At 67.9% G+C, this 12,398-nt stretch carries 14 protein-coding genes and 1 pseudogene; 14 read left to right on the forward strand and 1 reads right to left on the reverse strand.

Going from position 1 to position 12,398, the window contains the following annotated elements; all coding sequences use genetic code 11:
• Nucleotides 1–317 precede the first annotated feature (317 nt).
• The 14 genes and pseudogenes from AC1DKV_RS00980 to pip all read left to right on the forward strand — a co-directional run bounded on the left by AC1DKV_RS00980 (nt 318) and on the right by pip (nt 11,321).
• Nucleotides 318–536 (forward strand): phenol hydroxylase subunit, encoded by a 219-nt coding sequence (locus AC1DKV_RS00980; RefSeq protein ID WP_441614262.1) that lies wholly within the window; start codon nt 318–320, stop codon nt 534–536.
• A gap of 77 nt (nt 537–613) precedes the next feature.
• Nucleotides 614–1,606, forward strand: coding sequence for an aromatic/alkene monooxygenase hydroxylase subunit beta (locus tag AC1DKV_RS00985; RefSeq protein ID WP_441614264.1), 993 nt, complete (start codon nt 614–616; stop codon nt 1,604–1,606).
• Between the two features lie 13 nt (nt 1,607–1,619).
• Nucleotides 1,620–1,892 carry an MmoB/DmpM family protein gene (locus tag AC1DKV_RS00990; protein WP_441614266.1) on the forward strand — a complete coding sequence of 91 codons (273 nt, stop codon included), beginning with the start codon at nt 1,620–1,622 and terminating at the stop codon, nt 1,890–1,892.
• 44 nt (nt 1,893–1,936) lie between these two features.
• Nucleotides 1,937–3,451 carry an aromatic/alkene/methane monooxygenase hydroxylase/oxygenase subunit alpha gene (locus tag AC1DKV_RS00995; protein WP_441614268.1) on the forward strand — a complete coding sequence of 505 codons (1,515 nt, stop codon included), beginning with the start codon at nt 1,937–1,939 and terminating at the stop codon, nt 3,449–3,451.
• Between the two features lie 104 nt (nt 3,452–3,555).
• Complete coding sequence (locus tag AC1DKV_RS01000) at nt 3,556–3,915, forward strand: phenol hydroxylase subunit P4 (RefSeq protein WP_441614270.1); 360 nt, start codon at nt 3,556–3,558, stop codon at nt 3,913–3,915.
• Nucleotides 3,916–3,944: 29 nt separating this feature from the next.
• Nucleotides 3,945–5,015 carry an NADH:ubiquinone reductase (Na(+)-transporting) subunit F gene (locus AC1DKV_RS01005; protein ID WP_441649858.1) on the forward strand — a complete coding sequence of 357 codons (1,071 nt, stop codon included), beginning with the start codon at nt 3,945–3,947 and terminating at the stop codon, nt 5,013–5,015.
• Between the two features lie 24 nt (nt 5,016–5,039).
• Nucleotides 5,040–5,354, forward strand: a complete 315-nt coding sequence (locus AC1DKV_RS01010; protein ID WP_441614274.1) for a 2Fe-2S iron-sulfur cluster binding domain-containing protein — start codon at nt 5,040–5,042, stop codon at nt 5,352–5,354.
• Nucleotides 5,355–5,448: 94 nt separating this feature from the next.
• Nucleotides 5,449–6,381, forward strand: coding sequence for a catechol 2,3-dioxygenase (locus AC1DKV_RS01015; RefSeq protein WP_441614276.1), 933 nt, complete (start codon nt 5,449–5,451; stop codon nt 6,379–6,381).
• A gap of 138 nt (nt 6,382–6,519) precedes the next feature.
• On the forward strand, nt 6,520–7,974 hold the full coding sequence (locus AC1DKV_RS01020) for a 2-hydroxymuconic semialdehyde dehydrogenase (protein WP_441614278.1): 1,455 nt from the start codon (nt 6,520–6,522) through the stop codon (nt 7,972–7,974).
• Between the two features lie 62 nt (nt 7,975–8,036).
• Nucleotides 8,037–8,819, forward strand: coding sequence for a 2-oxopent-4-enoate hydratase (gene dmpE, locus AC1DKV_RS01025; protein WP_441614364.1), 783 nt, complete (start codon nt 8,037–8,039; stop codon nt 8,817–8,819).
• Nucleotides 8,820–8,850: 31 nt separating this feature from the next.
• Entirely contained in the window at nt 8,851–9,639 is a 789-nt protein-coding gene (gene dmpH / locus AC1DKV_RS01030; protein WP_441614280.1) for a 2-oxo-3-hexenedioate decarboxylase, read from the forward strand.
• 219 nt (nt 9,640–9,858) lie between these two features.
• Nucleotides 9,859–10,050: a 2-hydroxymuconate tautomerase gene (locus AC1DKV_RS01035; RefSeq protein ID WP_441614282.1), complete on the forward strand. Its 192-nt coding sequence runs from the start codon at nt 9,859–9,861 to the stop codon at nt 10,048–10,050.
• Nucleotides 10,051–10,069: 19 nt separating this feature from the next.
• A pseudogene (locus AC1DKV_RS01040) lies at nt 10,070–10,249 on the forward strand (acetaldehyde dehydrogenase (acetylating)); the annotation flags it as partial.
• A gap of 112 nt (nt 10,250–10,361) precedes the next feature.
• Nucleotides 10,362–11,321: a prolyl aminopeptidase gene (gene pip, locus AC1DKV_RS01045; RefSeq protein ID WP_441614284.1), complete on the forward strand. Its 960-nt coding sequence runs from the start codon at nt 10,362–10,364 to the stop codon at nt 11,319–11,321.
• Between the two features lie 27 nt (nt 11,322–11,348).
• Here the strand turns inward: pip and AC1DKV_RS01050 are convergent, their stop codons facing one another.
• Entirely contained in the window at nt 11,349–12,335 is a 987-nt protein-coding gene (locus AC1DKV_RS01050) for a GlxA family transcriptional regulator (protein WP_441614286.1), read from the reverse strand.
• Between the last annotated feature and the right edge of the window lie 63 nt (nt 12,336–12,398).

Genomic DNA, 12,398 nt, shown 5'->3' on the forward strand with positions numbered 1-12,398 from the left:
TGCTGCACCGCATATGCCGCGCGGCCCAGCCCGCGCATGGCATTGCGCCGTCTCCGGCAAATCGCCTGTTGCACCGCGGGGCATCCGCGCCGCGCCGCAAGCCTGTCCGCAAACGTCCGCCCCGGGCGGCTTTTCACCATTTGATCAAGCCCCTTCGCCGGATTGATCAATTCATCGATGGCGCGGCACCCGGCGCTTGCGGGTAAACGCGCAGGCGAATCCCGCCTCGACGCCGCCGGCCCTTGTGCCGCCGTGCTTCGCGCTGCCTGGCACGCTCTTCGCAATAGAGCTCGTATCTGCCACCAGAGGAGCGCGCCATGATCAACCAGTCGGTCCCCCTGTTCGAAGCCACGCCGCGCTATGTGCGCGTGGACGGCCGCACGCCCGAGGGCTTCGTGCAGTTCGCCTTCAGCGTGGCGGACCCCGAGCTCAACGTCGAGCTGATCATGCCCGAGCCGATGTTCGAGGCGTTCTGCAGCGTCAACCACGTGCGCTTCCTCCCGCCGCAGGCCCCGCCGTCCGGGCAGGACGCCTGACCAGGCCGGCGGCACCCGGCCCGATCCCCCCGACAAGAACAACACGACAAGAACAACACGACCCAGGAGACCCAGCGATGCAAGTCGATATCAAGACCCAGCAGATCCAGCCCTTGCGCCAGACCTACGGCAATATCGCGCGCCGCTTCGGCGACAAGCCGGCCTCGCGCTACCAGGAAGCCACCTACGACGTGCAGTCGGAGGTCAACTTCCACTACCGCCCCACGTGGGACCCGCAGTACGCGCTCTACGACAAGCGCCGCACGGCGATCGTGATGGAAGACTGGTACGCGCTGAAGGACCCGCGCCAGTACTACTACGGCGCCTACGTCGGCGCGCGCGGCCGCCAGCAGGACGCCGCCGAGAAGAGCTTCGCCTTCGTGGAAAAGCGCGGGCTGCTGCCGGCGCTGCCGCTGGAGTGGCAGGAACGCCTGGCCGACGGCCTGCTGCCGCTGCGCCACGTGGAGTGGGCCGCCAACATGAACAACTTCTACTGCGCGGACTATGGCTGGGGCACTGCCATCACGCAGGCCTGCACCTACTGCGCGATGGACCGGCTCGGCATTGCCCAGTACCTGTCGCGCATCGGCATGCTGCTCGACGGCAACACGGGCGTGGCGCTCGAGCGCGCCAAGGCCGCCTGGATGGACAGCGCCGCGTGGCAGCCGCTGCGCCGCCTGGTGGAGCACAGCTTCGTGATCGAGGACTGGTTCGAGACCTTCGTCACCCAGAACCTGGTGCTCGACGGGCTGCTCTACCCGCTGGTGTACCAGCACGCCGACGCCGTCATCGCGCGCGCCTGCGGCACCGGGCTGGCGGTGCTGACCGAGTTCATGAACGACTGGCGCGAGGAGCATGCGCGCTGGGTCGACGCGGTGGTACAGGCCGCGGCAGCCGAGTCCGAGGCCAACCGCATGCTGCTGTCGGGCTGGGCGCGCGCGGCGCGACAGCAGGTGGGCGCGGCGCTGGTGCCGGTGGCGGACACGCTGCTGGGCGACGGCGGCGAGCAGATCGTGGCGCTGTGCCTGGAGCAGTTCGACGCGCGCCTGCACAAGCTTGGCCTTGCCTGAGGAGAGCGCCGCCATGACCGCCAATGTCTATATCGCGCTGCAAAGCAACGACGACACCCGTCCCATCATCGACGCCATCACCGAAGCCAACCCGCATGCCGTGGTGTCGCGGTTTCCGGCCATGGTCAAGATCGACGCGCCGGGGCACCTGACCATCCTGCGCGAGCTGGTGTCCGAGAAGCTCGGGCGCGAGTGGGACCTGCAGGAGATCCACCTCAACCTGATCTCGCTGTCCGGCAACATCGACGAGGACGACGACGCCTTCACGCTGCGCTGGAACGACTGAATTCGCCGCCGCGCCCGCGGCAGGCAAGCAATAACGGAGACATCATGGACGCACGCAAGAAACTCAACCTGCGCGAGAAGTACGCGACGATGACGCGCGACCTGGGCTGGGAAACCACCTACGAGCCGATGGACAAGGTCTTCCCGTACGACAAGTACGAGGGCATCAAGATCCATGACTGGGACAAGTGGGAAGACCCGTTCCGCATGACCATGGACGCCTACTGGAAATACCAGTCGGAGAAGGAGCGCAAGCTGTACGCGATCATCGACTCCTTTGTGCAGAACAATGGCCACCTCAACGTCTCGGACCCGCGCTACCTGAACGCGCTGCGGCTGTTCCTGACCGGCGTGACGCCGCTCGAATACGCCGCGCACCGTGGCTATGCCCACCTGGGGCGCCATTTCCGCGGCGCCGGCGCGCGGGTGGCGGCGCAGATGCAGTCCATCGACGAGCTGCGCCATGCGCAGACGCAGCTGCACACGCTCTCGGTCTACAACAAGTACTTCCATGGCTTCGGCGAATGGCGCCACATGCACGACCGGGTCTGGTACCTGTCGGTGCCCAAGTCCTACTTCGAGGACGCCATGAGCGCCGGCCCGTTCGAGTTCATCACCGCGATCTCGTTCTCGTTCGAGTACGTGCTGACCAACCTGCTGTTCATGCCCTTCATGTCGGGCGCGGCCTACAACGGCGACATGGCCACGGTCACCTTCGGCTTCTCGGCCCAGTCGGACGAGTCGCGTCACATGACGCTGGGCCTGGAAGTGGTGAAGTTCCTGTGCCAGCAGGACCCGGACAACATCCCCATCCTGCAGAAGTGGCTGGACAAATGGTTCTGGCGCGGCTTCCGCCTGCTCACGCTGGTCGGCATGATGATGGACTACATGCTGCCACGCCGCGTGATGTCGTGGGCCGAAGCCTGGGAGATGTACTTCGAGCAGGCCGGCGGCGCGCTGTTCAAGGACCTGGAGCGCTACGGCCTGCGCATGCCCAAGTACCACGAGGTCGCCACCAAGACCAAGGACCGCATCACGCATGAGGCCTGGGCCACCTTCTACAACTACGCCGGCGCGGCGGGCTTCCATACCTGGGTGCCCAAGCCGGACGAGATGGGCTGGCTGGCCGAGAAATACCCGGACACCTTCGAGCGCTACTACAAGCCGCGCCTGGACCACTGGCAGGAGCGCCAGGAAGCCGGCGAGCGCTTCTACAACGGCACGCTGCCGATGCTGTGCCAGACCTGCCAGATTCCCATGGTGTTCTCCGAGCCGGACGACCCCACCCAGACCTGCTACCGCGAAAGCAGCTACCACGGCATGAAGTTCCACTTCTGCTCGGACGGCTGCAAGGACATCTTCGACGGCGAGCCGGAGAAATACGCGCAGGCCTGGCTGCCGGTGCACCAGATCTACCAGGGCAACTGCGGCGGCGCCTCGCTCGATGACGTGCTCAAGTGGTATCGCCTCGACCCCGGCGCGGACAACCTCGATTTCGAGGGCTCGCAGGACCAGAAGAACTGGAACGCCTGGAAGGGCGTGGCGGGCGGCGCGGGCTGAACGACGCGCACGCAAGACCGCAGACCGCAGACCGAAGACACAAGACACAAGACACAAGACAGAAGACACAAGACAGAAGACAGAAGAGAGCAAAGGAGACCACCATGCCCGTCGTATCCATCGGCCCCTACGCCTTCGAGGCGGCAGACCGCGAAGCCGCCTTCCACGGCAACCGGCTGCTCTATATCGGCTGGGACCGCCACCTGCTGTTCTGCGCGCCGCACTGCTTCCCGTTCCCGCCCGCGATGCGCCTGCGCGACGTGGTGGAGAACGTGCTGCCTGGCGTCTACGGCTATCACCCCGACTTCGCCCGCATCGACTGGAGCCGCGTGGAGTGGCTGCGCGGCAATGCGCCGTGGCAGCCGGAGCTGGACCGCACGCTGGCGGAAAACGGCCTCGGCCACAAGGACGTGATCCGCTTCCGCACGCCGGGGCTGGACGGTATCGCAGGCAGCTGCAGCTGAGCGCGGCGCGGGTTTGAAGGAGAACCGAGATGTATTCCCTGACCATTGAACCGATCGGCCAGACCATCCCCATCGCGCCGGGACAGACCGTGCTGGATGCCTGCCTGCGCAACGGCGTGTGGCTGCCGCATGCCTGCTGCCATGGCCTGTGCGCCACCTGCAAGGTGCAGGTGGTGGGTGGCGAGTTCGAGCACGGCGAGGCATCGAGCTTCGCGCTGATGGACTTCGAGCGCGACAACGGCCAGTGCCTGGCGTGCTGCGCCACCGCGCAGTCCGACATGGTGATCGAGGCCGATATCGAGGAAGATGCCGACTCGCTCGGCCTGCCGCTGGCCGACTACCGCGCCGAAGTGGTGGCCACGCGCGCGCTCACGCCCACCATCCGCGGCATCTGGCTGCGCGTGAAGGACGGCGGCGCCGCCGCCTTCCAGGCCGGGCAGTACCTCAACCTGCGCGTGCCCGGCTGCGACCAGCCGCGCGCCTTCTCGCTGGCCAACCGGCCCGGCGACGACCTGGTCGAGCTGCATGTGCGGCGCGTGGCGGGGGGCCAGGCCACCGGCTACCTGCATGAGCAGCTCGCGGTGGGCGACGAACTGCGCTTCTCGGCACCGTACGGGCGTTTCTTCGTGCGCAAGTCCGCGCGCGTGCCGATGATCTTCCTGGCCGGCGGCTCGGGCCTGTCCAGCCCGCGCGCGATGATCCTCGACATGCTGGCCGCCGGCGAGACCTTGCCCATCACGCTGGTGCAGGGCGCGCGCAACCGCGCCGAGCTGTACTACGACGAGGAATTCCGCGCGCTGGCGGCGGCCCACCCGGGCTTCCGCTACGTGCCGGCGCTGTCCGACGAGCCCGGCGACAGCGGCTGGGACGGCGCGCGCGGCTACGTCCACGATGTGCTGCAGGGCCTTTATGGCGCCAGCGGCGGCGGCGCGGATTTTCGCGGGCACAAGGCCTACCTGTGCGGGCCGCCGCCGATGATCGAGGCCTGCATCCGCACGCTGATGCAGGGGCGGCTGTTCGAGGCGGACATCCATACCGAGAAGTTCATCTCGGCGGGCGACGCGCAGAACAGCGCGCGCAGTCCGCTGTTCAAGATCTGAACGAACCCTGCACGAGGACTCGCCATGCACAACGTGGAGATCGCCGGCAGCGGGCAGTGCTACCCGTGCGCGCCGGAGCAGAACCTGCTGCGCGCCATGGAGGCGCTGGGCAAGCGCGGCATCCCGGCCGGTTGCCGCGGCGGTGGCTGCGGCGTCTGCAAGGTGCGCATCGAATCCGGGCGCTACCACACCGGCAAGATGAGCCGCGCCTGCCTGTCGGAGGCGGAGGAGGGCAGCGGCCTGGTGCTGGCCTGCAAGGCCTACCCGGACAGCGACATCCGCCTGCGGCCGGTGGCGCTGCTGCAGCGCTGCCTGGAGCGGCGCATGCCGAAGACGTAGTCGCAGCAGAACCGTAGAACAGTAGATCAGTAGAAAAAACGCAGCAAGAAAAGATGGACCGATAACCCCATCATCAAGGATCAAGGAGACAGTCATGGCATTGACAGGCGTATTGCGTCCGGGGCACGTGGCATTGCGCGTGCTGGAGCTGGAGCCGGCGCTCAGGCACTACACCGAGGTACTCGGGCTGATCGAAACCGCGCGCGACGACAAGGGCCGCGTCTACCTCAAGGCCTGGGACGAGCATGACCACCACAGCGTGGTCCTGCGCGAGGCCGACAGCCCGGGCATGGACTACATGGGCTTTCGCGTGGACAGCGGCCGCACGCTGGAGCGGCTGGCGCACGAAGTGGAGCAGTCGGGCCTGGCCTCGGACTGCCAGTGGATTGCCGCCGGCGAGCATCCGCGCACCGGCGTGCGCTTTCGCTTCACCATCCCCACCGGCCATGCCATCGAGCTGTTCGCGGACAAGGACAAGCTGGGCTGCATGACCGGCGACAGCAACCCCGACCCGTGGCCCGACGACCTGCGCGGGATGGCGCCGAGCCGCTTCGACCATTGCCTGCTGTATGGCGACGACGTCGACGGCACGGTCAGGCTGTTCCGCGACGTGCTCGGCTTCACGCTGGCCGAGGAAGTGGTGGCCGGGCCGGACCGGATGCTGATCGGCGCCTTCCTGACCTGCTCCAACAAGGCGCACGACATCGCCTTTATCCGCCACCCCGAGAAGAACAAGTTCCACCACGCCTCGTTCAACCTGGACAACTGGGGCGAAGTGCTCAAGGCCGCCGACATCATCTCCAAGAAGGACGTCTCGCTCGATATCGGGCCCACGCGCCACGGCATCACGCGCGGCGCCACCATCTACTTCTTCGATCCTTCCGGCAACCGCAACGAGGTGTTCTCCGGCGGCTATATCCACTATCCGGACAAGCCCACCATCACCTGGACCGACAACGAACTGGGGCGGGCGATCTTCTATCACGACCGCAAGCTCAATGATGCGTTCCTGAGCGTGCTGACCTGAGCGCCGCGAGTTGAGCGGACCGGCGTGGCACCGGATGGCGCCGGTTTGCTCCCCCCTCCCACGCGGTGGGAGAGGGGAGAGCGCGCACAGCCGGCCGGGCGCCCGGCCCGGCGCAACGTCCCAACCATCGAGACAGACATGAAAGAATTCAAGAACTTCATCAACGGCGAGTGGGTCGGCACCGCCCGCCAGTTCGACGACCGCAACCCCGTCGACAACAGCCTGATCGCCCGCGTGCACGAAGCCGGGCAGGCCGAGGTGGACGCCGCCGTGAGCGCGGCCAGGCAGGCCCTGCACGGACCGTGGGGCAGGATGACCGTGGCGCAGCGCGTGGAGTTGCTGCACGCGGTGGCCGACGGCATCAACCGCCGCTTCGACGATTTCCTGCAGGCGGAGATCGCCGACACCGGCAAGCCGCTGTCGCTGGCCAGCCATGTCGACATCCCGCGCGGCGCGGCCAATTTCAAGGTGTTTGCCGACCTCATCAAGAACGTGCCGGCGGAGAGCTTCGCCATGGCCACCCCGGACGGCGGCGAGGCCATCAACTATGCGGTGCGCGCGCCGCGCGGCGTGATCGGCGTGGTGTGCCCGTGGAACCTGCCGCTGTTGCTGATGACGTGGAAGGTCGGGCCCGCGCTGGCATGCGGCAATACCGTGGTGGTCAAGCCATCGGAGGAGACGCCAGCCACCGCCACGCTGCTGGGCGAGGTGATGAACGAAGCCGGCGTGCCGCCCGGCGTCTACAACGTGGTGCACGGTTTCGGCCCCGATTCCGCCGGCGCCTTCCTGACCGCGCACCCGGATGTAGACGGCATTACCTTCACCGGCGAGACACGCACCGGCGAGGCCATCATGAAGGCTGCCGCCAATGGCGTGCGTCCGGTCTCGTTCGAACTGGGCGGCAAGAACGCCGGCATCGTGTTCGCGGATGCGGACTTCGACAAGGCCGTCGCCGGCATCACGCGCTCGGCCTTCGAGAACAGCGGCCAGGTGTGCCTGGGCACCGAGCGGGTCTATGTGCAGCGGCCCATCTTCGCGCGCTTCGTCGCCGCGCTCAAGGCCAGGGCGGAGGGGCTGAAGCTGGGCAAGCCGGGCGACGACGGCGTGAACATGGGGCCGCTGGTGTCGCTGGAGCATCAGGCCAAGGTGCTGTCGTACTACCGCAAGGCGGCGCAGGCCGGCGCCACCGTGGTCACCGGCGGTGGCGTGCCGCCGATGCCGGGCGCGCTGGCCGAAGGCGCCTGGGTGCAGCCGACCATCTGGACCGGCCTGCCCGAGGACGCGGCGGTGATCCGCGAGGAGATCTTCGGGCCCTGCTGCCATATCGCGCCCTTCGATACGGAAGAGGAGGTCGTGCGGCTCGCCAACGATACGCCCTATGGCCTGGCCGCGACCGTGTGGACCAGCGACCTCGGCACCGCCCACCGCATGGGCCGTGCGCTGGACGTGGGCATCTGCTGGATCAACGCCTGGTTCCTGCGCGACCTGCGCACGGCCTTCGGCGGCGCCAAGCAATCCGGCATTGGCCGCGAGGGCGGGGTGCATTCGCTGGAGTTCTATACCGAACTGCGCAATATCTGCGTGAAGCTGTGAGGCTGGCCATGGGCAACGAGACAAACGCGACAAACGCGACAAACGAGATGGACGTGACGAGCATCACGCGAGAACAGATCCGCGAGATCGGCGCGAGCCTGCACCAGGCACTGGTCGCGCGCGCGCCGCTGGCTCCGCTGACCGCGACCTGGCCAGGCCTGTCCATCGACGACGCCTACCGCATCCAGCTGGCCATGGTGCAGCACCGGATCGATGCCGGCGAGCGGGTGGTCGGCAAGAAGATCGGCGTGACCAGCCGCGTGGTGATGGACATGCTCGACGTGCGCCAGCCGGATTTCGGCCACTTGCTGTCCGGCATGGTCCACGGCGACGGCGCGGCGATCGCCGCCGACACGCTGATCGCGCCCAAGGCCGAAGGCGAGATCGCCTTCGTGCTCAAGGAAGACCTGGCCGGGCCGGGCGTGACCAATGCCGACGTGCTGCGCGCCACCGCCTACGTGCTGCCGTGTTTCGAGATCGTCGATTCGCGCATCCGCGACTGGAAGATCCGCATCCAGGACACCGTGGCGGACAACGCCTCGTCGGGCGTGTTCGTGCTCGGCGATGCGGCGGTGGACCCGCGCGGGCTCGACTTGGGCACCGTGGGCATGACGCTGGAGAAGAACGGCGAGATCGTTGCCACCGGCGCGGGTGCGGCCGCGCTGGGCCACCCGGCCAATGCGGTGGCGTGGCTGGCGAACACGCTCGGGCGGCTCGGCATTGGCCTGAAGAAGGGCGAGGTGATCCTGTCCGGCTCGCTGGCCGCGATGGTGCCGGTCAAGGCCGGCGACCAGCTGCGCATCAGCCTCGGCGGCATCGGCTCGGCCGGCGTGCGCTTCGTGTGAATCCCGTCTATCCGCTGCACAGGAGCTAGCCATGAACCTGACCCAAGACACCATCCTCCAGCTCGCCGAGTTCCTGGAGAACGCCGAACTCACGCGCGAGCCGGTGCGCAAGATCACCGATACCCATCCCGACATGGACTGGGACGACGCCTACGCCATCCAGGACGCGATCCGCGCCCGCAAGCAAGCGCGCGGCACCCGCATCGCTGGCCTCAAGATGGGCCTGACCTCGTTTGCCAAGATGCGCCAGATGGGCGTGACCGAACCGGTCTACGGCTTCCTGACCGACTACGGCGCCTGCATGGATGGCGGCGCCATCGACACCGCCGCGCTGATCCATCCCAAGGTGGAGGCGGAGATCGCGTTCGTGCTCAAGCATCCGCTGCGTGGCCCGGGCTGCCATATCGGCGACGTGCTGGCGGCCACGGACTTCGTGCTGCCGGCGGTGGAGGTGATCGACTCGCGCTACGAGCAGTTCCGTTTCGATCTCAAGAGCGTGATTGCGGACAACACCTCGTCCGCGCGCTTCGTCACCGGCGGCACGCACCGCGGTGCCGACGGGCTGGACCTGAAGAACCTCGGCGTGGTGCTGGAGAAGAACGGCGAGGTGGTGGCCACCGCGGCCGGCGCGGCGGTGCTGGGCCATCCGGCCAGCAGCGTGGCGATGCTGGCCAATATGCTGGGCGCGCGCGGGCGCGAGCTGCCGGCCGGCACCTTCATCATGACCGGCGGCGTGACCGAGGCCGTCGCGGTGGCGGCGGGCGACAGCATCACGGTGCGCTACCAGCACCTGGGCACGGTTTCGATGCGCTTCGTCTGAGCACGCCGCCAGCAGGTGGCTGGCCGAGCGCGAGGGCTACAGCAACGGCACCCACTGTTACGATGTCATGCTGGCCGAACTAGGCCTGCCGCACGGCATGGCAAGCCCGCGCCGAGTGCGCGGGGCCTGGCGGCACCTTATACGCAATCGATCGACCCAAGCCAGGTCAAGCCAACCCAACCCAAACCAAACCAGACCAAACCAGACTGGAGAAACACCATGCCCATCATGCAAGTCTTCCTGATCGAAGGCAGGACCGAAGAGCAGAAGGCGCGCCTCATCCGCGCGCTCACCGACGCCGCGGTGGAATCGATCGGCGCGCCGGTCGAGACCGTGCGCGTGATGATCACCGAGGTGCCGAACACGCAGTTCGGCATCGGCGGCAAGACCGCGAAGGCACTGGGCCGCTGAGGCGGCGGGGAGAACCGGCATGGACATGAGAACGAGCGGCAGGCACAAGGTGGCCATCATCGGCTCGGGCAATATCGGCACCGACCTCATGATCAAGGTGATGCGCCAGGCCAGGCACCTGGAGATGGGCGCCATGGTCGGCATCGACGCGGCTTCGGACGGGCTGGCGCGTGCCGCCCGCCTGGGCGTGCCCACTACCGAGCCGGTCCGGAGCTGGCCCGGAGTTGACCCGGAGTTGACCCGGCGCTGACCCGAAGCAGGCCCGGAGCAGACTACAATCCGTGCAGATACCTGCCTTCCCGGAAACCGCCATGACCGCACTGCGCACGCTCTATCCGCCCATCGAACCCTACGCGAGCGGCACGCTCGATGTCGGCGATGGCCACGTCATCTATTACGAGCGGGTAGGCACGCCGGGCGGCAAGCCGGCGCTCTTCCTGCATGGCGGGCCCGGCGGCGGCATCTCGGCCGAGCATCGCCGGCTGTTCGACCCCGCGCGCTACGATGTGCTGCTGTTCGACCAGCGCGGCTGCGGCCGCTCGACCCCGCATGCCGGCCTCGAGGCCAATACCACCTGGCACCTCGTCGAGGATATCGAGCGCCTGCGCCGGCTGACCGGTGCCGAGCAATGGCTGGTGTTCGGCGGCTCCTGGGGCTCGACGCTGGCGCTGGCCTATGCGCAGCGCCACCCGGAGCGGGTCAGCGAGCTGGTGCTGCGCGGCATCTATACCCTGAGCAAGGCGGAACTGGCCTGGTACTACCAGTTTGGCGTCTCGGAGATGTTCCCGGAAAAGTGGGCGCGCTTCCAGGCGCTCGTGCCGGAGGCCGGGCGCGGCGACATGCTGGGCGCCTACCGCAAGCTGCTGACCGGCAGCGATACCGCGAAGCAGCTGGAGGCCGCGGTGGCGTGGAGCCTGTGGGAGGGCGAGACCATCACGCTGCTGCCGGACGCCGCCTTCTCGGCCACGCACGGCGACGCGCATTTTGCCCTGGCCTTCGCCCGCATCGAGACACACTATTTCGTCCACGGCGGCTGGCTGGAGGAGGGACAGTTGCTGCGCGACGCGCACCGGCTCGCCGGCATTCCCGGCGTGATCGTGCATGGCCGCTACGACATGCCCTGCCCGGCACGCTACGCCTACGCGCTGCACCAGGCCTGGCCCACAGCCGATTTCCACCTGATCGAAGGCGCTGGCCATGCATGGTCCGAGCCTGGCATCCTCGACCAGCTACTCGCCGCCACGGACCGGTTCGCGGCGAATCACGGCTAGGCCTGTCGCCCGGCCCCGGCGCGCCGGTCAGGCCGGGGCGGGCTCCGCTTCCGTGCGGCTCATGCGCCGGATCGCCTGCGGCGGCTGGCCGAAGGCGCGCAGGAATGCGCGCCGCATGCGTTCGCGGTCGCCGAAGCCGGTGTCCCTTGCCACCACGTCGATCGGATGCCGGCCCGACTCCATCATCAGCCGCGCGGCTTCGACGCGCAGGTGCTCCACCGCCTTGGCCGGCGTCTGCCCGGTCTCTTCGCGGAAAGCCCGGCTGAACTGGCGCGGGCTCAGGTGCGCGGCCTGCGCCAGTTGTTCCACCGAGAGTTCCGCATGCAGGTTCTGCCGGGCGAAGTCCAGCGCCAGCTGGATGCGGTCCGACTTGGGCTCCAGCTCGAGCAGCGCCGAGAACTGCGATTGCCCGCCCGCGCGGCGGTGATAGACCACCAGCTTGCGCGCCACCTGGCGCGCGACCTCGGCGCCCGCATCCTTTTCCACCAGCGCTAGCGCCAGGTCGATGCAGGCCGTCATGCCCGCGGAAGTCCAGACCGGGCCGTCGATGATGAAGATGCGGTCTTCCTCCAGCTTCACCTTGGGATGGGCGCGCCGCAGGTGGCTGGCGAAGAACCAGTGGGTGGTGGCGCGGCGGCCGTCGAGCAGGCCGGCCTCGGCGAGGTTGAAGGCGCCCGTGCAGGTGGCGCCGATGCGGCGCGAGGATTGCGCCGCCTTTTGCAGGAAGCTGACCATGCCGGGGCTGGTGGGCAGGATTTCGTTGTCGCCCACCACCAGGATCGTGTCGAAAGGCGTGTCGTCGAACGGCTTCGTGGTGACGGCGAAGCCGCCCGAGGTGAGCACGGGGCCGCCGTGCTCCGAGAGCAGCGAGAGCGCGTAGAGCGGGCGGCCGGCGGTGAGGTTGGCGAACTCGAGCACCGAGCTGACCGCCAGGTTCATGGCCTGGAAGCCGTCGTAGACGACGATGCCGATGCGCAGCGCAGCAGGCTCGGCCTGCCCGGTCTTGGGTGGCATGGAAGGTTGCATCCGGTAGATTGATGCCAACCGACTATACGCCAGATCCGGGATGCCCACCGG

It is taken from the genome of Cupriavidus sp. 05T41, assembly GCF_056396525.1.